The organism is Streptomyces sp. bgisy159 (genome assembly GCF_965341775.1).
Lineage (GTDB): Bacteria > Actinomycetota > Actinomycetes > Streptomycetales > Streptomycetaceae > Streptomyces.
The window spans coordinates 19,711-40,826 of the sequence record NZ_CBDQZH010000030.1 but is presented as its reverse complement, the minus strand read 5'-3'; the positions used below and the strand labels follow the sequence as shown (position 1 = coordinate 40,826).

The 21,116-nt window shown below is 73.2% G+C and carries 17 protein-coding genes and 1 pseudogene; 10 read left to right on the top strand and 8 right to left on the bottom strand.

Going from position 1 to position 21,116, the window contains the following annotated elements:
• Positions 1-151: 151 nt before the first annotated feature.
• The 4 genes from ACSLTV_RS25335 (at position 152) to ACSLTV_RS25320 (ending at position 6,772) form a co-directional block, all read left to right on the top strand.
• The gene (locus tag ACSLTV_RS25335; protein WP_435612957.1) at positions 152-2,701 is read left to right on the top strand and encodes an ATP-grasp domain-containing protein; all 2,550 of its coding nucleotides are present in this window, start codon (positions 152-154) and stop codon (positions 2,699-2,701) included.
• Positions 2,698-3,960 carry an MFS transporter gene (locus ACSLTV_RS25330; protein WP_432133485.1) on the top strand — a complete coding sequence of 421 codons (1,263 nt, stop codon included), beginning with the start codon at positions 2,698-2,700 and terminating at the stop codon, positions 3,958-3,960. The genes ACSLTV_RS25335 and ACSLTV_RS25330 overlap by 4 nt, the downstream gene beginning before the upstream one ends.
• Positions 3,957-5,240 carry an ATP-grasp domain-containing protein gene (locus tag ACSLTV_RS25325; RefSeq protein ID WP_435612956.1) on the top strand — a complete coding sequence of 428 codons (1,284 nt, stop codon included), beginning with the start codon at positions 3,957-3,959 and terminating at the stop codon, positions 5,238-5,240. Before ACSLTV_RS25330 ends, ACSLTV_RS25325 begins: the two co-directional genes overlap by 4 nt.
• A 251-nt stretch (positions 5,241-5,491) precedes the next feature.
• Positions 5,492-6,772 carry an MFS transporter gene (locus ACSLTV_RS25320; protein ID WP_432158242.1) on the top strand — a complete coding sequence of 427 codons (1,281 nt, stop codon included), beginning with the start codon at positions 5,492-5,494 and terminating at the stop codon, positions 6,770-6,772.
• A gap of 220 nt (positions 6,773-6,992) precedes the next feature.
• Here ACSLTV_RS25320 and ACSLTV_RS25315 read toward each other — a convergent pair whose 3' ends face one another.
• Both ACSLTV_RS25315 and ACSLTV_RS25310 read right to left on the bottom strand, forming a co-directional pair.
• On the bottom strand, positions 6,993-8,114 hold the full coding sequence (locus ACSLTV_RS25315) for a histidinol-phosphate transaminase (RefSeq protein ID WP_435612955.1): 1,122 nt from the start codon (positions 8,112-8,114) through the stop codon (positions 6,993-6,995).
• 17 nt (positions 8,115-8,131) lie between these two features.
• A complete protein-coding gene (locus ACSLTV_RS25310; RefSeq protein WP_435612954.1) occupies positions 8,132-9,076 on the bottom strand; it encodes a LuxR family transcriptional regulator in 945 nt (314 codons plus the stop codon).
• Positions 9,077-9,244: 168 nt separating this feature from the next.
• Here ACSLTV_RS25310 and ACSLTV_RS25305 point away from each other — a divergent pair, with 168 nt between their 5' ends.
• The 5 genes from ACSLTV_RS25305 to ACSLTV_RS25285 all read left to right on the top strand — a co-directional run bounded on the left by ACSLTV_RS25305 (position 9,245) and on the right by ACSLTV_RS25285 (position 14,222).
• Positions 9,245-9,421, top strand: coding sequence for a hypothetical protein (locus tag ACSLTV_RS25305; RefSeq protein ID WP_432158240.1), 177 nt, complete (start codon positions 9,245-9,247; stop codon positions 9,419-9,421).
• A 208-nt stretch (positions 9,422-9,629) separates the two neighbouring features.
• The gene (locus ACSLTV_RS25300; RefSeq protein WP_432133480.1) at positions 9,630-9,875 is read left to right on the top strand and encodes a hypothetical protein; all 246 of its coding nucleotides are present in this window, start codon (positions 9,630-9,632) and stop codon (positions 9,873-9,875) included.
• Between the two features lie 3 nt (positions 9,876-9,878).
• Positions 9,879-11,933, top strand: coding sequence for an FAD/NAD(P)-binding protein (locus ACSLTV_RS25295; protein ID WP_432133479.1), 2,055 nt, complete (start codon positions 9,879-9,881; stop codon positions 11,931-11,933).
• Entirely contained in the window at positions 11,930-13,330 is a 1,401-nt protein-coding gene (locus tag ACSLTV_RS25290) for a lyase family protein (protein ID WP_435612953.1), read from the top strand. Before ACSLTV_RS25295 ends, ACSLTV_RS25290 begins: the two co-directional genes overlap by 4 nt.
• A 148-nt stretch (positions 13,331-13,478) precedes the next feature.
• Entirely contained in the window at positions 13,479-14,222 is a 744-nt protein-coding gene (locus ACSLTV_RS25285; RefSeq protein WP_432133477.1) for an isocitrate lyase/PEP mutase family protein, read from the top strand.
• 51 nt (positions 14,223-14,273) lie between these two features.
• Here ACSLTV_RS25285 and metK read toward each other — a convergent pair whose 3' ends face one another.
• The 5 genes from metK to ACSLTV_RS25260 all read right to left on the bottom strand — a co-directional run bounded on the left by metK (position 14,274) and on the right by ACSLTV_RS25260 (position 19,601).
• Positions 14,274-15,464, bottom strand: a complete 1,191-nt coding sequence (gene metK / locus ACSLTV_RS25280) for a methionine adenosyltransferase (protein ID WP_432133476.1) — start codon at positions 15,462-15,464, stop codon at positions 14,274-14,276.
• 160 nt (positions 15,465-15,624) lie between these two features.
• Positions 15,625-16,596, bottom strand: a complete 972-nt coding sequence (locus tag ACSLTV_RS25275; protein WP_432133475.1) for an aldo/keto reductase — start codon at positions 16,594-16,596, stop codon at positions 15,625-15,627.
• Positions 16,597-16,677: 81 nt separating this feature from the next.
• Positions 16,678-17,532, bottom strand: coding sequence for an SDR family oxidoreductase (locus ACSLTV_RS25270; RefSeq protein ID WP_435612952.1), 855 nt, complete (start codon positions 17,530-17,532; stop codon positions 16,678-16,680).
• Positions 17,533-17,616: 84 nt separating this feature from the next.
• Positions 17,617-18,591, bottom strand: a complete 975-nt coding sequence (locus ACSLTV_RS25265) for a ParB N-terminal domain-containing protein (protein ID WP_432133473.1) — start codon at positions 18,589-18,591, stop codon at positions 17,617-17,619.
• Between the two features lie 644 nt (positions 18,592-19,235).
• The gene (locus ACSLTV_RS25260; RefSeq protein ID WP_432133472.1) at positions 19,236-19,601 is read right to left on the bottom strand and encodes a YybH family protein; all 366 of its coding nucleotides are present in this window, start codon (positions 19,599-19,601) and stop codon (positions 19,236-19,238) included.
• A 102-nt stretch (positions 19,602-19,703) separates the two neighbouring features.
• On the opposite strand from ACSLTV_RS25260, the gene ACSLTV_RS25255 reads away from it, so the two are divergent.
• The gene (locus ACSLTV_RS25255) at positions 19,704-20,621 is read left to right on the top strand and encodes a LysR family transcriptional regulator (RefSeq protein ID WP_432133471.1); all 918 of its coding nucleotides are present in this window, start codon (positions 19,704-19,706) and stop codon (positions 20,619-20,621) included.
• A gap of 5 nt (positions 20,622-20,626) precedes the next feature.
• On the opposite strand, the pseudogene ACSLTV_RS25250 reads toward ACSLTV_RS25255, so the two are convergent.
• Positions 20,627-20,989, bottom strand: a pseudogene (locus ACSLTV_RS25250) (IS701 family transposase); the annotation flags it as partial.
• Positions 20,990-21,116: the final 127 nt, after the last annotated feature.

Sequence of the window (21,116 nt, the reverse complement as noted above, 5' to 3'; positions counted from 1 at the left end):
CCGTCGGTGCGGGAGCGGCCCGGCCGCCGCCGGACGCGTGCCGCCCAGGCACCCACATCGTGAACAACACTCGGGGGAGACGGAGATGGACGACCCGCAGCACGGAAGACAGAGACCGGCCGCCTTTGTACTGGCGGGATCATTCCTGGTCGTGTGCCGGTCACCCGCCTATCTGGACGAGCTGGTCCGTCGAGGCCTGAAGATCCTTCTCATCACGCCCGCGGCCGGACGGGAAGAGGCCCTGGCGAAGGCCGCCGAGGCCGGCCATCCCGCCACCGCCATCGACGACTTCGCGTTCGTCGACGGCGACCCCGCCGTCGACAACTCCTTCCTGCCGGGCGCCGTGGCCGCCGCCCGCCGCTGGCGCGAGGAGTACGACATCGTCGGCGCCTGCGCCGTCGGCGAGACCCAGGTCGAGCCGATCGGGCTGCTCGCGGACGCCCTCGGCGTGCCCAGCCCCGGACTGCGCGCCACCCGTGCCTGCCGCAGCAAGTACCTCCAGCGCTGGTACCTGCCCGAGTGCAGCCCGGCGGCCGTCATCGTGCCGCCCGGCGAACGGGACCGCGTCGACGCGACGGCCCTGCGCTATCCGGTCGTGTTCAAGCCGGCCGGACGGCACTCCAGCTCCGGGGTGGAGAGCGTCGCCGGCCCCGGCCGGCTCCGCGACCTGCTGGCCGGACATCCCCCGCACGAGACCGTACTGATCGAGGAGCAGGCCACCGGGCAGGAGTATTCGGTGGAGTCCCTGGTCCAGGACGGCGGGATCGTCTTCGCCTCCGTCACCCGCAAGGACACCACGGACACACACGCCGCCACCTTCGTCGAGCTGTCCCACACCGTGCCAGCTGACCGCCCGGCCGACGAGGCGGCGCTGCTGGCCGCCAACGCGAGGATGCTGCGGACGCTGGGCTTCCGAGACGGCGTCGCGCACGCCGAGTGGCGGGTCGGCGAGGACCACCGGCCCGTGCTGATGGAGGTCGCCGCACGGCCCCCGGGCGACGGCCTGTGCGTGCTGTACGAGCTGGCCAGCGGGGCCTCGCTGGAGCGGCAGATCATCCGGATCGCGCTCGGCGAGCCCGCCGCCTATCCCGCTCCGGTGCGCGTCGCCCGGCAGGTGTACCTGGAGCACACACCCGGCGTCCTGCGCGACGTCACCGTGACGGGCTTCGACGTCGCGCCCGCCTGGGTCGGCGAACGCGGCCTGTGGCCGCGCACCGAGCCCGGCGCCGCCGACGACCCGCCCACCCTGCGCGCGATCCTGGTCCACCAGGACCGGGGCGCCCGCCTGGGCGCACTGCGCAGCTCCGAGGACCGGGCCGTGTCCTTCCTCGTCGACGCGCCGACCGTGGCGGAACTGGACGTTCTGGAGGCCGAGGTGCGCGCCGCCGTCAGCATCGACACCGTTCCCGACGAGTCCCCGGTGCCCGGCTCCGTCACCCATGTCCTCGTGGGCCACAGCCCCGTCATGCTCGGCAAGCTGGACGGCCTGCTGCCGGCCGACTCCGTGCTGGTCCTGGAGGAGCCCGAGGTCATCGCGGCCCGGGAACTCGCCGGGCTCGCCGAGCGGCACGCCTGCGTGGCCGCCCTGCTGCCCGCCGCCACCCAGGACGAGACGCACCCCGAGCGCGTCGTGGCGGCCGTCCCGCGCCCGCCACAGGTCCGCGCGGTCGTCCCGGTCGTCGAGTACGCGGTGGTCACCGCCGCGGCGCTCGCCGAGGAGTGGGGACTGCCCGGCGCGGGCACCAAGGCGGCCGTCGTCCTGCGCGACAAAGCCCTGCTGCGGGCCACTGTGGCCGGCGCCGACATCGCCCAGCCGGCCTGGGCGAGCGCCGACGGCCCCGACGACGTGACCGCCTTCCGCGCCGCGCACGGCGGCGAGGTCGTCCTCAAACCCGCGAACCGGCAGGCCAGTCTGGGCGTGCAGCTCCTCGGCCCGGACGACGACGTGACCGCGGCGTGGGCGCACACCACGGCGGCCGACGAGCCGACCTTGCGCGCCCACCACGGTGAGCCCGCCCGCCACCTCGTCGAACAGCGGCTGCGCGGGCCCGAGGTGAGCGTCGAGGCCGTCGTCCACGAAGGGATCGTCGGCTTCGTCAACGTCACCGCCAAGTACTCCCAGGAAACCCGCCATCCGGTCGAGACCGGCCACACCGTGCCCGCCCCGCTGCCCGAGACCACCACGTCCGCGCTGCGCGACGTGCTCGTCCGGCTCGCCGAGACCGTTGGCTTCCGCTCCGGGATCCTGCACTCGGAATGGATCCTCGCGGAGCCCGACGGCCGCCCGCACCTGATCGAGTGCGCGGGCCGGATGCCCGGCGGCGGCATCACCGTACTGATCGACGAGGCGTACGGCATCGACATCCTCGGCTGCCTGCTGCACGTACTGGAGGGCCGTGGCCCGGTCGAGCCGCGGCAGGCCCGCCGTGGTGCCGCCGTAAGGTTCCTGACCCCGCCGCCCGGAAGGGTCACGGCGGTGCCGGGCATCGACAGGGCGCGCACCGCCCACGGCGTGCTCCAGGTGCACCTCGCCGTAGCGCCGGGCGCCACCGTCCGCCCCGTCACCAGTTCCTGGGAACGGGCCGGCTTCGTCATCGCCACCGCCGAGGACGCGCCGACCGCCGCACGACAGGCGAAGGACGCGGCCGGCCTGATCGACGTCATCACCGTGGCCGAACCGCCGACGGGGGCGGAGCGATGACCCGCTCCGTGTGGCGCGCCTACATACCGGCCACCGCCAACGGCCGTGCCTTCGCGGTGATCTCACTGGTCAACGCCATCGGCACCGGCCTGTATCTGGCAGCGTCCGCGGTGTTCTTCGTGCGCTCCGTGGGGCTGACGGCTGCCGAGGTCGGCACCGGGCTCGCCATCTCCGGTGTGGTCGGGTTCCTGACCACCGTGCCGATCGGCGCGGCCGGGGACCGCTTCGGCGCCCGGCGCACGCTCATCGCCCTCCAGGCGTGGCGGGCCGGCGGCTTCGCCGTACTCTGTCTCGTCCACGGCCTGGTGGGGTTCACCCTCGTCTCCTGCGCACTGGCCGCCGCGGAGGCGGCGACCCAGCCGATGACCCAGGCGGTGGCGTCCGCAACGGTCGCGGGCACCGACCGCACCCGCACCATGGCCATCATCCGCACCGTGCGCAACGCCGGTTTCTCCGTGGGGGCGTTGCTGGCCGCGCCGCTGTTGACCGCCGACAGCGTGTGGCCGTACCGCGTCATCGTCCTCGGCACGGCGGCCGCCTTCCTCGTCTCGGCCCTCATGCTGACCCGGCTGCGACTGGACGGCGCCGACACCGTCCAGCGCAAGGTCGGTCCGCTCAGCGCGGTACGCCGGTTCCGGGACTGGCGCTACGGACTGCTGACCGTCCTCAACGGCGTCCTCAACCTGCATGTGACGATCCTGTCGGTGGGACTCCCGCTGTGGGCTCTCGAAGCCACCGAGATGCCCGCCGGGGCGCTGCCCTTCCTGGTGCTGGTCAACACCCTGATGTCGATCGCACTGCAGGTCCCGATCGCCCGGATCGCCGAGCGGGAGGACGGCGCCGCCCGCTCCTTGCGCCTCGGCGGCATCGCGCTCGCCCTGTGCTGTCTCGCCCTGGCGGCGGCCGGCGGCCCCGGCTCACCCTGGGCCGCCGCGGCCGTCCTCGCCGTGGGCTGCGTCCTGCTGACGCTCGGGGAGATGTGGCAGGCCACCGGCGGCTGGGAGTTGAGCTACGCCTGGGCCCCCGAGGACCGGAAGGGCGTCTACCTCTCGGTGTTCAGCCTCGGCGGCACCGGTCAGCGCATAGTCGGCCCGGCGCTGATCGCCTCCGTGGTGATCGCCGCGGGACCGGCCGGCTGGGTCGGTCTCGCTGCGGCGTTCTGCCTGGCCGCCCTGCTCGTCACACCCGTCACCCGCCTGCTGCGCACAGCCCCGCCCGCCGCCGAACCGGCGGCACCCGCCGAGAGGATCCGCCCGTGAGCGCCGAGCCCGCCGTCCCGGCCTCCGCCGCCGCACCGCAGCCCGCGGAACTGCTGTTGGCCGGCGTCGGCACGATGGGCCGCCCCTACCTGGAGGCCGCCGCCCGGCTGGGCCTGCGGGCCCGCGCCGTGGAGTCCGGGGCCACCTGGGACAACCGGCCGACGGACCTCGCCGAGCGCTTCCACCGAGTGGCCGGTGACCGCGAGGAGTCCTGGGCCGGCTCGGTCGCGGCCGCCGTCGCCGAGCGGGTGCCCGACGGCCTGATCGGCTTCGCCGAACCGCAGGTCGTCGCGGCGGCTTTGGCCCAGGAGCGGTACGGCCTGCGCGGGCCGTCCCTGCACGCGGCCGTCGTCTCCCGCAACAAGGCACTGCAACGCTCCCTGTTCGGCGCGCACGGTGTGCCTCAGCCCGCCCATCGGCACGTGGCCCGGATCGGCGACGCGCGCGCGTGGATGCTCGAACGGCTGCCGGTGGTGGTCAAACCGCTGAACCTGTCGGGCAGTGAAGGCGTGGAACTGGTCCGCACCCCCGAGGCCGTCGAGGAGGTCGTCGCCCGCCGCGCCGGTGAGGGCCAGCTCCTGGTCGAGGAGGCGGTGGACGGCCCCGAGTACAGTTGGGAGGCGCTGGTCCGCGAGGGCGAGGTGCTCTTCGAGAACCTCACCGCCAAGGAGACAACACCGCCCCCGTACTTCGTCGAGCTCGTCCACCGTTGCGGCCACGACCCGGACCCCGCGGCGGCGGCCCGGATCCGCGAGCTGACGTCGGGGGTCCTGCGCGCCATCGGTATGCGCACCGGCCTGGTGCACCTGGAGTTCCGGATGAGCACGACGGGCCCGGTGCTCATGGAGGTCGCGGTGCGCACCCCGGGCGACTACCTGCCCGACGCGATCGGGCTGACCTACGGCTTCGACCTGTACGAGGCCGTGGTGCGGCTGTCGCTCGGGCTGCCGCTGCCGGACCTGCCGCGACGGCCCGTGTCCTACGCGGCCACGGTCTTTCCCACCGCCCCGCCCGGCACCATCACCGGCATCACCGGCACGGAACGGGTCACCGCCCATCCGGCGGTGGTCCGGGTCCGGCTGCGCAGGCGGCCGGGCGACACGGTGCGCCCGCTCACCTCGTCCGGACAGCGCATGGGCCATGTCCTGATCGCCGCGGGCTCCCCGGTCGAACGGGACGACGCGGTGCGCTTCGTCCGCGAGACCTTGCGCGTCGAGGTCATACCCGCCGGGCCCGTCCCTTCGGGCCGGCCGGAACTGTTCGACGGAAAGGGCGCCTGAGCCGTTCGCCGGCCGGTTCCGGCCGAGTGCCTCGCCGTGCGCGGTCTGCTTCCCGGCCGTTCGGGCGCGGACCGCGGCAGCCGCTTCGTCAACTTCCGGCGTCTTTGCCTCCTTATGTGATCCTTCCCAAGTCGGCAGCTCCCAGACACGAACCCTCGTCGGGGTGGTGCGGCACCCGCGAGCCGGAAAGACTTCGGTGAGTACGCCATCGGGGTGCCTGTGCCGGACACGGGCCGCGCGGAAGGAAGCGAATGGGCCTCGGCAGGATCATCCCCCCTCAAGGGCCCCCACGGACCCTGGCTCTGGCACAGCTGACCAACTCGGTGGGGGACGGCGCCTACTACGTCTGTTCCGTGCTGTACTTCAGCCGCGTCATCGGGCTGTCGCCGACGCAGATCGGCGCGGCGCTCACCGTCGGCTGGGCGCTCGGCGCGGTCGCCGGCGTCCCGGTCGGCCATCTCGCCGACCGGCGCGGACCGCGCGGCATCGCCATCATCATGTCGCTGGCGACGGGAGCCGCCATCGCCTCCCTCCTCTTCGTCCGCGGCTACCCCGCGTTCCTGGCCGCGGTGTGCCTGTACACGTGCTGCCAGTGCGGTCTCGCGGCGGCCCGGCAGGCCCTGCTGGCAGCGCTGGTGGAGCCCGCCCGGCGCACCGAGACGCGGGCGTACCTGCAGTCGACGGTCAACGCGGGCCTGGCGCTCGGAGCGGCGCTCGGCGGCATCGCGCTGGAGCTCGACAGCGAGGCCGCGTATCTGACCGCGCTGGCGGTGGACGCGCTGTCCTTCGTCCTGGCGGCCGGTGTGCTGTTGCGGCTGCCGGTGCCGACCGGGCGGACCGGGACCGACGACCGCCCGGCGGGTTCCGGTCTGACCGTGCTGCGGGACCGCCCCTACGCTCTGGTCTCGCTGCTCAACATGGTCATGCTGCTGTACATGCCGCTGCTGAGCGTCGTACTGCCGTTGTGGATCGTGGAGCGCACCGCGGCACCGGGCTGGACCGTGTCCGCCCTGCTCGTGCTCAACACGCTCGCCGTGGTCCTCTTCCAGGTGCGTATGGCGTCCCGTGTCTCCGGCCTCCGGTCGGCGTCACGCGCGGTGCGGCACGCGGGCGTCGTGATGCTGCTTGCCTGCCTGTGCTTCGCGCTGTCCGCGGCCGGCGGATCGGCCTGGCTGCCGCTGCTGGTGCTGCTGGTCGCGGCGTGCGCGCAGGTCTTCGGCGAGATGCTGCTGGGCTCGGGTTCCTGGGAAATCGGCTTCGCGCTCGCCCCGGCCGACCAACAGGGGCAGTACCAGGGCTTCTACGGCGCCGGAACGGCTGTGGCGCGGCTCATCGGACCGCTGCTGCTGACCGCCCTCGTCCTGTCCTGGGGCACCGGCGGCTGGCTGGTTCTCGGTGCGCTGTTCCTCGCCGCGGGAGTCGCGATGGAACCGGCCGTCCGATGGGCGGCGGCCGGCCGCGTGGACGGGTCCGGGAAGCTCACGGGCACCGAGCCGTGGCCGGCGCGAGGGAAGAGCCGGATCGGCGACTGAGCCGCGACGGCACCGTGCGCACCTGTTGCACTCGCCTTGCGGATGCCGGTGCGGGCCGGCTGTCGGTGCCGGTGCCGCCCGGGTCCACCGAGTGCCGCCCGGGCCCACCCGGGCGCAGGACGGTTTCGCTGTCCGGCACCCCGGTGCCGGACAGCGCGGGCGCCCGGTCGGACGGGTCCGCCAGGCCCGTACCCTGGCGCCCGGCGGCCGAGCCGACCCGTCAGCGCGCCTTGGGCACGAACCGTGCCGCGATCCGCAGGACGGCGTCGTTCGCCTCCGGCTCGCCCACCGTGATCCGCGTTCCCTCGCCGGGAAAGGCGCGCACGGCCGCCCCCGCCGCGGCACATGCCTCGGCGAACGCCGTCGTGCGCTCGCCCAGCCGCAGCCAGACGAAGTTGGCCTCCGACGTCGCCACGGGCACGTCAGGTCCCAGGGCGCGCAGCGCGCCGGTCAGCCGGTCGCGTTCCTTGACGACGGCCTCCACCCGCTCCAGCAGCTCGTCCTCGGCGGCCAGCGACGCGAGCGCGGCCGACTGGGCGAGCCCGTTCACCCCGAACGGCACCGCGGCGTGCCGGATCCGGGCTGCCTGCTCCTCCTGCGCCACGGCGTAGCCGACCCGCAGACCGGCCAGGCCGTACGCCTTGGAGAAGGTCCGCAGCACGATCAGCCCCGGCCGGTTCCGGTACAGCTCGATGCCGTCCGGGACCTCGGGATCGCGTACGAACTCCCGGTATGCCTCGTCCAGCAGCACCGGGACGCCGTCCGGCACCCGGTCCAGGAAGGACTCCAACTCCGCGGCGGTCACGGCGGTGCCGGTGGGGTTGTTGGGATTGCAGACGATCACCAGCGCGGTGCGCGGGGTGATCGCGTCGGCCATCGCCGCCAGGTCGTGCCGCTCCGCCCGCAGCGGCACCCGCACGGACGTGCCCCGGCACAACTCGGTGAGATGCGGATACGCCTCGAACGACGGCCACGCGTAGACCACTTCGTCGCCCTCGCGCAGCGCGGAGTGCAACAGGTGCTGGGTCACCCCGACCGACCCGGCACCCGTCGCGATGTGCTCGGACGGTACGCCGTGCCGGGCGGCGATCGCCGCGGTCAGCGCGGCGACCGAACGGTCCGGATAACGGTTGACCGTGCCGCTCGCCGCCGCGAGTGCCGCGCGTACCGACGGCAGGGGCGGGAAGGGGTTCTCGTTCGCGGCGAGCGCGTAGCGTGACATGGGCGTGCTTCTCCTGGGAATTCGGTGCCGCGCGGCGAAGGGGCGGCCAAAGTGAAACGGTGAGCAGCTGCTCGGTGACGGTTCCGCCCACGGTGCGCGCCGCCTCCAGCCCCGCGGCACATTCCGGTTTCCAGGCGCTAGGAATCACCGGAACCCGGCTCGCCCGGCATTTGGTCGCTCAGCGCCATGAGATACCCGAGCTGGAGCCGGTGCTGCGCCCCGTAATCGTCCTTAAAACGCGCCACATGCGTCTGGAGCGAACGCAGGCTCAATCCGAGCCGACGGGCGATCTCCTTGTCCGAGCGCCCTTCGATGAGCAGTTTCCGGATCGTTTCGCGCATGTCCGGCATGACGTCCCCGGCTGCTTCCGCGGCCCGCACCGGAACGAACGGAAAAGGCTCGGCCCGGTCCCACTGCCGTGTGAAGACGTCGGTGAGGAAGCCGACCAGTGCCGGTTCCCGGACCAGCACGGCGGTCCTGCGGTCCCGGCTGCCCGGAATGAACGCGACCGTCCGGTCGATGATGATGAGCCGCTCGAAGAACTCGGGCAGCGTGCGCACCTGGACACCGAACTCCGTCACCGCCTTGACGTATTGCTTGGTCGGTTCGTCGAACCGCGTGCTGTGCTGGTAGAGCGTCCGCATGGCCACGCCGGCGGCCAGCTGCCGGCGCACCGCGGCGAGTGCGTCCCGCAGCACGGCGTGCGGGCGCGATCCGTCCGGCTGGGCGGTGAGGATCTCGCTGCGGGCCCCGTCCAGCTCATTCTGTATCGCGCTATTGATGTCCGGAAGGCCGTACAGATAGCGAAAAGCGGAATGTGCGGTGCCGCTTCCCGTGGGGAGGGGGCGGACGCCGGGTTCCGGTCGCGGGGCCGTCGGTGCCCAGTCCGCCTGCTCCGCGACCGCGCGCGACAGGCCGCTGAGCGCCTCGGCGACATTCCGCATGGTGGTGCGGTAGTCCGCGCCTTTATGTGTGAGCCTGTCCGAACAGGCGGCTATTGCCTCCTCGATCGCGTTGACCCCCTTCGGCCGCGAGGTCATCCCTGCGATTCCCGTGCCCGTTTTACGCTGAGCTGTTTCCATTTCAATCCTTCGCTTCACGGCAGTGCGCCGACCCGAAGCATGTTAGGTCTTCTTTGTTCCCTTCCGGGCCGCGACGGTTGTTCTGTCGGGGGACCGGCGGGGCATGCGCTTGCTCGCCCAGTTCCGTAATCCGTGTTGTCCGATGTCTTTAGGTAGTGGAGGCGAGTCATGTACGGCGGCATTACCGGTTGCCACACCCTGACGGAGGCCCGGCCCGGCTCTTCGCGGCCGGCCGCCACCGAACCGCTGCGGGACGACGACGTCGGCTGGAACCGGTTCGGCACGGCCCCCACGGCCGGGCCCGGCCGGCCCGGCTCCGGTCCGCGAGTGCTCGCTCTGGCCTGACGGGAGGCCATGCGAGTCCGCTCCTCCTGGCCGGCGCGGACCGTCGGGCCCGCTCCTGCCAGGAGTACCCGGGGGCTGCCGACGGCCGTACCCGGCCGACCGCGGCGGGACTGACCCCGTGGGCCGAGGTCCGGCACTCCGGACCGCACGATCTCGGCCGCGCCCCGCCCCTCGTCGACCTCCCCCGCTCGACTGCCGCCCGGAGCCGATGTTGCCCGCGCTCGCCGTCCTGGAACGGCGGATGCGGCCCGGCGTGATCGTCCTCGCCCTGGGCTCCACGGGCCCCTGCCCCGACCGGGTTTCCGACGGCGAGGACCACTACTCGGTGCCCCTGCCGGTCGGCTCGGGGCGGGAAGTCTCCATCCGCCTCACCCCGGCCCCCGGCAGTTCCCGGCCCGGCACGCCTCCCGCCGCCGGCCCCGCCACGCCCACGCCACAGTCCAGCGGAGAGTGACCCTTGAACAGCACACACTCGGAGATCTGCGTCGTCGGGGCGGGACCCCGCAGCGTGTCCGTCCTGGAACGGCTGCTCGCCCAGGAACGCAAGTCGCCCTCACGGGAGCGCATCACCGTGCACGTCGTCGACCCCTCGCCGCCCGGACCGGGACGGGTCTGGCGCACCACGCAGTCCGAGCACCTGCTCATGAACACGGTGGCATCCCAGGTCACCGTGTTCACCGACAGCAGCGTCAGCATCTCCGGCCCGGTCGAGGACGGCCCCAGCCTGTACGAGTGGGCGCGCCGCCTCGCGGACGCCACCCTCACCCCGCCCGTTCCCGACGGCCCGGACGAGCGGATCCTCGCCGAGGCACGCGCGCTGGGACCGGACTCCTACCCCACCCGCGCCTTCTACGGCCACTACCTGCGCTGGGTTTTCCGGCTGCTGGTCGCCACCGCCCCGGACCACATCACCGTCCGCGTGCACATCGCGCTGGCCGTCGCCCTCGACGACGCCGGTCCCGGCCCGGACGCACCGCAGACCGTGCTGCTCGACGACGGCACCCGGCTGACCGGACTGGACGCCGTGGTGCTGGCCCAGGGGCACCTGCCCGAGCTGCCCACCGCCGAGACACGGCGGTTCGCCGACTTCGCCGCCACGCACGGGCTGACGTATCTCGGACCCGCCAACCCCGCCGACCACGACCTGTCCGGCATCGCCCCCGGCCGGCCCGTGCTGCTGCGCGGCCTCGGCCTCAACTTCTTCGACCACCTGGCCCTGTTCACGCTCGGCCGCGGCGGTTCCTTCACCCGGGTCGACGGCCGGCTCGTCTACACCGCGTCCGGCGAGGAGCCCCGGCTCTTCGCCGGCTCCCGGCGCGGCGTGCCCTACCACGCCCGCGGCGAGAACGAGAAGGGGCCCCACGGCCGCCACGAGCCCCGGCTTCTCGACCCGTTGCGGGTCGCGGCGCTGCGCGAACGCGCACGGCGCGGCGACCGGGTCTCCTTCCGAACCGACTTGTGGCCCCTCGTCGCCAGGGAGGTGCAGGGCGTCTACTACGCGGCCCTGCTGGCCGCCCGCGGAGAGGACCCGACGGCGTTCGCCGACGCCTACGCGCGCCTCGCCGACGACCAGGAGGAGGAGTTCCTGAGCGCCGCGGGCATCGGGCAGGGGGACCGCTGGGACTGGGAGCGCATCTCCCGGCCCTACGGCGACCGCGAGTTCACCTCCGTGGCCGACTACCGCGCCTGGCTGCTCGGGCATCTGCGCCGGGACGTGGCCGAGGCCAGGGCGGGCAACGTCAGCGGGCCGCTGAAGGCCGCCCTCGACGTGCTGCGCGACCTGCGCAACGAGATCCGGCTCGTGGTGGACCACGCCGGCATCGAGGGCAACTCCTACCGGGACGACCTGCAGGGCTGGTACACCCCGCTCAACGCCTTCCTGTCCATCGGGCCGCCCGTCTCCCGCATCGAGGAGCTGATCGCCCTCGTCGAGGCCGGCGTCGTCGAGATCCTGCCGCCGGGGCTGCGGGTGGACGCCGTGGCCGACGGGCCGGCCGGTCCCGCCTTCGTGGTGGGCGCCGGGCCGGCGGCGGGCGGGACTCCGCCGTTCACCGCGCTCGTCGAGGCCCGGCTGCCCGAGCCCGACCTGCGCCGCACCGGCGACCCCCTGCTGCGCCACCTGCTGCGCACCGGCCAGTGCCGCCCGCACCGGATACCCGGCGCCGGGGGAACCGGCTACGAGACCGGCGGACTCGACGTCACGGAGCGCCCGTACCGTCTCGTGGACGCCGCCGGCCGGGCCCACCCGCGGCGCTTCGCCTACGGCGTGCCCACCGAGGCCGTGCACTGGGTGACGGCGGCCGGTATCCGTCCGGGCGTGGGCTCGGTGACCCTGGAGGACGCCGACGCCATCGCCCACGCCGTACTGTCGCTGCCGGCCCGGACCGCGGACGCGACGCCGCGAGTGGCCGACGGGGGACCGGTGGAGGTGGCGCCGCAAGTGACCGGCGCGGGACCGGCGGACGCGACCGCGCGGGTAGCCGGCGCGGGACCGGCGGAGGTGACCGCATGACGCGCGGCGCCCTCGGCCTCGACTGCGGCCTGCTGTCCCCGGTGCGGGCCGGCACCCCGGTGGAGGAGGCGACCGGGGACCGGGCCTGGCTGCAGGCCATGCTGGACGCGGAGGCCGCGCTGGCGCGGGCCCAGGCCGGGCTTGGGGCCCTGCCCGCCGCGGCCGCCGCCGCCATCACCGAGGCAGCCGACGCCGACCTGCTCGATGCCCGCGCGCTCGCTCTGGCGGCCCGCGAGACGGCCAACCCGGTGGTCGGACTGGTACGCGCGTTCACCGCCGTGGTGGCCGAGGCGGACCCGGCCGCCGCCGAGTACGTGCACCGCGGATCCACCAGCCAGGACATCCTGGACACCGGGACCATGCTGGTCGCGGCCCGCGCGCTGGGCCTCGTCGTCGCCGATCTGCGCACCACCGCCGAGGAGTTGGGCCGCCTCGCCGGGGCGCACCGGAACACCGTCATGGCCGGCCGCACCCTGGCCCTGCACGCGGTGCCCACCACGTTCGGGCTCAAGGCGGCGGGCTGGCGGTCCCTGGTCCTGGACGCCGCCGAACGGCTTGAGCGGATCCTGGACCACGGGCTCCCGGTGGCGCTGGGCGGCGCCGCAGGCACCCTCGCCGGATACTTGGAGTACGCCCACCTGGACGGTGCGCCGGGGGCCGCCGACCCGGGCGGCTACGCCGACGCGCTGGCCGCCGCCTTCGCGGAGGAGACCGGTCTGGCCCGGCCGGTGCTGCCCTGGCACGCGCTGCGCACCCCGGTCGCCGACCTCGGTAACGCGCTCGCGCACACCGCGGCCGGCCTCGGCAAGATGGCGGCGGACGTGCAGGTGCTGACTCGTACCGAGATCGGCGAGGTGGCCGAGCCCGCCCCGGCCGGCCGGGGCGCCTCCTCCGCGATGCCGCACAAGCGCAACCCGGTGCTCGCCACCCTGATCCGTTCGGCCGCCCTCCAGGTCCCGGTGCTGGCCGCCGGGCTGACCCAGTGCCTGACCACCGAGGACGAGCGGTCCGCCGGTGCCTGGCACGCCGAGTGGACTCTGCTGCGGGAGGCCCTGCGCCTGGCGGGTGGCGCCGCGCACACGGCGGTGGATCTCGCCCGCCGCCTGACCGTGCACGCCGACCGGATGCGGGCCAATCTCGACCTGACGGGCGGCCAGATCGTCTCCGAGCGGCTCGCCGCGGTCCTCGCGCCCCGGCTAGGCAAGGCACCGGCCCGGCAACTGCTGACCGACGCCTCCGCGCGGGCCGCGGCCGACGGAACACCACTCGCCGACGTCCTGGCGACCCTGCCGGAGCTGGCCGGGGTCCTCGGCCCGGACGAACTGACCGCGCTCCTCGACCCGGCCCACTACACCGGTGCCGCGGCCGACTTGGTGAGCCGTGCTCTGAAACGCTAGAACACCCACGGACCGGCCCCGGCCGGTCCGGGCCGCCCGCGCGGCCACCGTACCCACCCCGCCGACCGCCGGGTGGACGCGTCTTTCCCGTCGCCCCGGGCCGGACAGCCCGGCGCGGCGGCCTTCACCCAGCCCCAGGAGACAGCCCATGACCACCCCCACCACCCGTACCGACCTCTTCCGCGACCTGCACGAGCGGACCGACCCGGCCGATCCCTTGGTGATCCCCAACGTCTGGGACGCGGTGAGCGCCCGCGTGTTCGCGGAGGCCGGGTACGCGGCGCTGGCCAGCTCCAGCGCCGCGGTCGCCGCCGTGCTCGGGTACCGCGACGGCGGCGAGACCCCGGCCGGCGAGATGTTCGACGCGCTCGCCCGGGTCGTGCGTGCCGTCGACGTCCCGGTCACCGTGGACGTCGAGGACGGGTACGGGCTGCCGCCCGCGGAACTGGTGGAGCGGCTGCTCGCCGTCGGAGCCGTCGGCTGCAACCTGGAGGACACCGACCACCGCACGGGCACGCTCAAGGACGCCCGCGCGCACGCCGACTGGCTGGCGGAGGTCACGGCCGTGGCCGGCGGCCGGCTCGTGGTCAACGCCCGGGTGGACAGCTACCTGCACGGCGACCAGGGCACCGAGCAGGCGATCGGCCGCGCCCTGCTGTACACGGAGGCCGGCGCGGACGTGGTGTACCCGATCCTGGCCCCGGTGCCGCTGCTGCCCGAACTCGCCGGCGCCGTCGCCGTCCCGCTCAACGCCCTGCACCGGCCCGGCGGTCCGGACCCCGCCGAACTGGGCCGGCTCGGCGTCACGCGCGTCACCTTCGGAGAGGGACTGCACCGGCGCGCCACCGCCGCCCTGCACGACATCGCCCGGTCCCTGACCGGTAACGGCTGAGCGGCCGTCCCGGGCACGCACCGCGTGCCCGGGACGGCCGCTCAGGCCGTGTCACAGTCCGACGAGGGCCCGCAGGTCGGCGGCGCGGTCGGTGCGTTCCCAGGTGAACTCGGGCAGTTCCCGGCCGAAGTGGCCGTACGCGGCGGTCCGGGCGTAGATCGGGCGGAGCAGGTCGAGGTCGCGGATGATCGCGGCCGGGCGCAGGTCGAAGACCTCGTCGATCGCCTTCCCGATCACCTCGGGGCCGACCGTGTGGGTGCCGAAGGTCTCGATGAACAGGCCGACGGGCTCGGCCTTGCCGATCGCGTACGCGACCTGGACCTCGCAGCGCGTGGCCAGCCCCGCCGCCACGACGTTCTTCGCGACCCAGCGCATCGCGTACGCGGCCGAGCGGTCCACCTTGGAGGGGTCCTTGCCGGAGAACGCGCCGCCGCCGTGCCGGGCCATGCCCCCGTACGTATCGATGATGATCTTCCGGCCGGTCAGCCCCGCGTCGCCCATCGGACCTCCGATGTGGAACCGGCCGGTGGGGTTGACCAGCAACCGGCACCCGTCCGTGTCGATGCCGATGCCGTCCTCGGCCAGCCGCGCCAGCTCCACGTCGACGACGTTCCGGCGAATCTCGGGCACCAGCAGGTCCATGGCGACGTCCGACGCGTGCTGCGCGGAGACCACGACCGTGTCGAGGCGGACCGCGCGGTCGCCGTCGTACTCGACGGTGACCTGCGTCTTGCCGTCCGGCCGCAGGTAGGGCATGTTCCCGTCGCGGCGGACCCCGGCCAGGCGCTGGGCCAGCCGGTGGGCGAGCCGGATCGGCAGCGGCATCAGTTCCGGTGTCTCGTCCGTCGCGTATCCGAACATCAGGCCCTGGTCGCCGGCGCCCTGTGCGGCCAGCGGATCGGCGTCCGCGTCCTCGGTGTCGACACCGCGCGCGATGTCGGGGGACTGGGCGCCGATGGAGACCGAGATACCGCAGGAGGCACCGTCGAAGCCCTTCGCCGACGCGTCGTAGCCGATGTCGAGCACGGCGTCGCGGACGAGGCCGGGCACGTCCGCGTAGGCGCTGCTGGTCACTTCACCGGCCACGTGCACCTGGCCGGTGGTGAGAAGCGTCTCCACGGCCACGCGCGAGCGCGGGTCCCGCGCCAGGAGCGCGTCGAGGACCGCGTCGCTGATCCGGTCGGCCATCTTGTCGGGATGGCCCTCGGTGACGGACTCCGAAGTGAACAGGCGGCGGGGCATGGGACTCCCTCGGGTTCGCAGCGGCTGCTGACGGTCTGTACGAAGCGGAGCGGGACGGGACGCCGGAGCACTACGGAGCGGGGCGGCCCGAAGCAGATCGGACCGAACCGGGCGGTGCGGGGCCGTCCTGTACGGCGGAGACCGGTGCGGGACCGGCCGGTCACCAGGCGTACGCCTCGGGGGCGGGCCGGTGGCCGGGGAAGATCTCGTCGAGCCGGGCCAGGGCCTTCGGTTCCAGCACCACGTCCAGCGCTCCCAGCGCGCCGTGCAGCTGGTCGAGCGTGCGGGGGCCTACGACGGGCGCGGTGACGGCCGGGCAGGCGAGCAGCCAGGCCAGCGCGACGTGGCCCGGCTCCTCGCCCAGTTCGGCGGCGAAGTCCTCGTACTCCTGGATCTGCGGGCGCCGCGTCGCGAGCGCGGCGGCGGCGCGGGCGGCTGTGCGCCTGACCCCGCGCCGCTCGTCCCGCAGCACCCCGGCGAGCAGGCCGCTGTGCAGCGGTGACCAGGGCAGCAGGCCGATCCCGTAGCGCTGCGCGGCCGGTACGACCTCCAGTTCGACGGTGCGTTCGAGGAGGTTGTAGTGCGACTGCTCGCTGACCAGTCCGGGCAGGTGCCTCGCGCGGGCCGACTCCTGCGCCTCGGCCAGGTGCCAGCCGGCGAAGTTGCTGGATCCGACATAGACGATCTTGCCCTGGGCCACCAGGACCTCCATCGCCTGCCAGATCTCCTCCCAGGGCGTGGACCGGTCGACGTGGTGCATCTGGTAGAGGTCGATGTGGTCGGTGCGCAGCCGGCGCAGGCTGGCCTCGACGGCACGGCGGATGTGCAGGGCGGAGAGCCCGCCCTCGTTGGGCCAGGAGCCCATGTCCGAGTACACCTTGGTGGCGAGCACGGTCCGTTCGCGGCGGCCGCCGCCCCGCGCGAGCCAGTTGCCGATGACCGTCTCCGTCAGGCCGGGGTGCTCCGGCCAGCCGTAGAGGTCGGCGGTGTCCACGAAGTTGACGCCCGCGTCGAGCGCGGCGTCCAGGATGCGGTGCGCCTCGGACTCCTCGGTGTGCACACCGAAGTTCATCGTGCCCAGGCAGAGCCGGGAGACACGCAGTCCGCTGCGGCCGAGGTGGGTGTACTCCATGACCGTCCTTTCGGGCCGGGGTCGCAGGCCGGGGATGGCGATCCGGCGGCTGCATGGCGAAGGCGGGGGAGCGGGCCGGTCTCAGCCGAAGGCGCGGGCGTGATCGGCGGCCCACTGGGTGAAGGTACGGGCTGGCCGGCCCGTCAGGTCCGGCACGGCCGAGGTGACCGGCAGGGCGGTGGCCGGGTCGCGCTCCGTCTCGGACCACTCGCCGAGCAGGTCGCCGACGATGCCCGGCCGCAGGAACCGTTCGGCCTCGGACCGCCAGGTCGCCGGCTCGATGCGCGCCACGCGCAGCGGGCGACCCGTCGCCTGCCCGATGGCCGCCACCTGCTCGGCCTGCGAGACGAGCGCGGGTCCGGTGACGGTGTAGTGCCTGCCGTGGTGCCCGTCCGTGAGGAGGGCGCGGACGGCCGCCGCGGCGAGGTCGGCCTCATGGATCACTGGGCAGACGGCGTCCGGGTGCGGTAGCCGCACCACGCCGTCTGCCCGTGCGCCAGGGGCCCACCACAGCGCGTTGGTGGCGAACGGAGCCGGTCGCAGTACCGTCCACTCTTCGGGACCGTTCTCGGCGAGTGCCGCCTCGGCGGCCCGGTATCGCGGGTAGACCCAGGAGCCGCGGTCCCGGGCGGTGAGCCCCGCCGCCCAGGCCCCGGTGAACAGCACCACCCGGCGTACCCCGGCACGCTTCGCCGTCTCGGCGAATGCCGGGATGGCGTCGAGAACGGGGAAAAGAAAAGCGGAAGTCACTCCGTCGAGCGCTGCGTGCAGACTTTCCGGCGCGGTCAGATCACCACGCACGACCGTCACCCCGGACGGCACGTCGGCCTCTTCCGGATGACGGGTCAGAATGCGTACTTCGGCTCCCGCGGAAATGAGTTCCCGCACCACATGACGGCCTGTCTTGCCGGTGGCCCCGGTCACCAGAATTGTCATGTGCAGAGCATAGGCACTTCTTCTCGATTCCACGAGGGCCGCTGAATTCGACGGCCGCGGCGAGGGATTCCGCAGGCCGTGGAATCAGGCGACCGTGTTCGTCGGTCCCCGGCCGTCGACCGCGCGGGCCCGCTCCTCCAGTTGCTGCGCCGCATCCCCCCACGACGCCGCGCACTCGCGCGCCGCGGCAGCCACCTTGGCGGCGCAGTGGGCGGGTATTCGGTTCACGAGTTCCTCCCACCGTCGGTTGGCCAGGGCGTGGGTGTCCAGGAGCCGCAGCAGGAACCGCCCATGCTCGGTCAGCCGGATCGAGGGGTCCCGCTTCAGCATCATCAGGGTCTCCGCCAGGGCGAAGTCGGGGACCGCGGACCCGGAGTCCCGCGCGGGGGCCACCGGGGGCGCCGCCGGTGTGCCCCCGGTCTTTCTGGGAAGAGTGGGACTCACGCCGTCCTGCACGCGCTGGCGCACGTCGCGCGCGGTGGCCAGGGACAGGCCGCTCTCCCGGGCGATCTCGCGCAGGCTGGCCTGCGGATGAGCGCGGGCGTACTCGCCGGCCAGCCGACGCTGCTCGGAATTGTCGACCAGCCGGGACCGGCCGTCGCGCCCGATGCGGGCGTTCAACTGAGGAATCGCGTCACTTGAACGCCGGCGGATGGCGCCCACGGTCTTCGGCGACAGCCCGGTGGCGACGGCGATCATGCGGTCCGACCAGTCGGGGTGCGAGCGGATGATGCGCAGCGCTGCGGCGTTGCGGTCGGCGCGGGTGAGCGGCAGGCCGTGGCGGGCGTTGCGCTCCACCGCGAGCAGGAAGGCCTCCTTGGCGTCTCCGTCGAAGAACTGGACGTCGATGTGGGTCCGGCCGTTGAGGCGTGCGGCGCGCAGCCGGTGCACGCCGTCTATGACGCGGCGGGTCGCGCGGTGGACGATGATCGGCGGCAGCGGCGCTTCACACTGGGCGAGATGGCGGATGTGCTCCTCGTTCTCACCGGAAACGCGCGGGGAGTCATCGGTGGACAACGAGTCGATGGGTGCCCGCTCGACCGGCAGACTGTCCGCCAAAGCGTTCCAGAGTTCCGCCGTTTCGCAGATTGCGGGGTCTGCGGGGCGGGCCGCTCGGAAATCAGTCACAGTCATTCTCAATCTCCTATTCCGATGTGCCTGCGAAATAAACAAAGATGAGAGATTGACGCGCGTGTCAGGGTCGGGTCAGCGGCGGATGCCGCCCCGGAGGTGAGATCTCCGCCGGAGACGGTGGTCGCGAGCGGTCGTCTCCCGCGGCCGGAACGCCGGTGGCGGGAACGGGGCGGTGACACGCGAAAGCCCGGCCGCCGATGCGGCGCCGCGGCGAAAGCCATCGCGGGCCGAGCGGGCCGGGTTGAGGAAGGCGGATCGCGACAACGGTCCGCCGGGCGACAATAACAGGCCGCTGGATGGCGGAAATGGGTCGTCGGGCCGGAAAATGGAGCCATGCAGAACTGACCACTGCGTAGAGCCTCCCCCGTGTGGCCCCAAACCTGCCGCCGTGCACCTTAAATCCGGTGAATGTGTGACGTCAACGCGTGACGAGCACGTCACGCAGACGAATGTCGTGTCCCGGTCGGGACAACATGCTTTTCGGCCGGAGACGAGATCCTTCCGGACGCTGGGCGCCTGCCGCTACGGCCGGTGGCGCCCAGGCGCGGATGGCCGGAACCGTTGGGCCGTCAGCTCGTCGGCGGACGGAACTCCGGCTGGTCGATGACGCGCTGCCAACTGCCGTCGGCCTGCCGCCTGACCACCTGAGCGCGGGCGCCTGCGCCGTCCTTCGGCGGCGTGGAGGTCAGTGCGATGTCACCGCAGACCAGGGTCGGGAGGGGCTCCTCCGGCTCGAAGCGCGGAGCGTTGGCCAGCACCTTCTCCCACAGTTGGCGGATGGCTTCCCGGCCAACCGTGACGCTGCCCGGCGGGTAGGCCATCACCGCCTCCTCCTCGTACAGCGCGGCGAGGCCGGCGGCGTCGCCCGCGTTGGCGCGCTCCACGAAGAGGCGGGTGATGTCCTCCGGCTTCATGGCCTTCTCGTTCTCGGACACAGTCATCCTTTCCTGCTGGTCAGGTACCAACGTGGCAATTTTCCATCGTTGGCCGAGAACAAGTCCAATTGCTTGTGGCGATCGGTGTTATAACTTGGGGTTATGGAGATCAGGCAGCTGAGGTACTTCATCGCCGTGGCGCAGGAAGCCAATTTCACGAGGGCCGCGGAGCTGGTCCATATCAGCCAACCAGGGATCAGTGCGCAGATCCGCCAGCTCGAAAACGATCTCGGGGCCACGCTGATCGACCGCTCCGGCCGCAATGTCGCCTTGACCGCCGTCGGCGAGGTGGTGCTGGCCCACGCGAAGGCCGTGTTGTCCTCGATGGAGTCGCTGCGGCACGCGGTGGACGAGATGAACGGCCTCGTGCGCGGCAGGCTCGTGGTCGGAATGGTCACGGCCTGCACGGTCCAGCCGTTGTTCGATGCTCTGTCGAGCTTCCACCTCGCCCACCCGGGTGTCGAGATCAGCCTGCTCGAGGAGGACTCCGGCAAGCTGGTCGACTACGTCCGTGAGGGCAGCGTCGACCTGGCCCTGATCGGGGCGGCCCACCGGGCGCCGGAGGATCTGGACGGCTGGCAGGTGATCAGCGAGCCGATCGTCGCCGCCGTGCCGGTGAGTCATCCACTGGCCGGAAAGAGCGGTATCACGCTCGCCGAACTCAGCACCTACCCGATCATCTGCCTGCCCGAGGGGACCGGCATCCGGGCGACGCTCGACCAGGTGTCCGCCTCGCTCGGTCTGACCCCGACCATCGCCCTTCAGGCCAGCGCCCCCGGGGCGGTGATGAACCTCGCCGAGCGCGGCCTCGGTGTGGCGGTGCTCTCCGAGTCCATGACCGCCGGGCAGCCGGGGCTGCAGACCGTGGCCATCACCGACGCCGACGTGCCCGCGGTGCTCGCCCTGGTCTCCGCGCCGAACAAGAGCCCGGCCCTGCGCGAACTGCTCCTGCACTGCCGCCAGTCCTTCGGCGACACCACCGTGGCCCAGCCCGTCGCCTCGATGAGCGGGGCCCAGTAGGACTCCGTCAGGTTGCGTCCCTCGAAGTGGTCCAGGCCGAGGCCGTGCTCGAGTTCGCGGCAGTCGTGCTCGATGCGCCGGTGGGTCTTGGCGAGGAGGACCGGTTCGGCGAACGGGGTGTTGTCGGCGGGCAGGTCGGAGAGCCAGTAGTCGGTGGGCTCTTCGGCGCCTTGGGGCCATTCGAGCAGCGGCGTGACCTCGGACGGGACACCGTCCCAGAAGCCCTCCCGTGCGGTGGCGGCGGCCTCGGCCGGACGGCGGGCCCGGACGCCGGCCGTCCGCACCCGCAGTGCCACACAGTGTGAGCGCATCGGCCCGCGGAAGCCTTCGCGCCGGCTTACGACGGTGAACGCCTGCCGTTCGCGGCCGGCGCAGTCCTACCAGAGGGTCTGCCGTCACATTTCCGTCGTCGCCCGAAGGGGGCACCGCGCCGTCCGGTGCGGGCCAGGCGTCGGGGGCGGAGGGGAATGTGAGGGCGGACCCTGGCGGACCCTT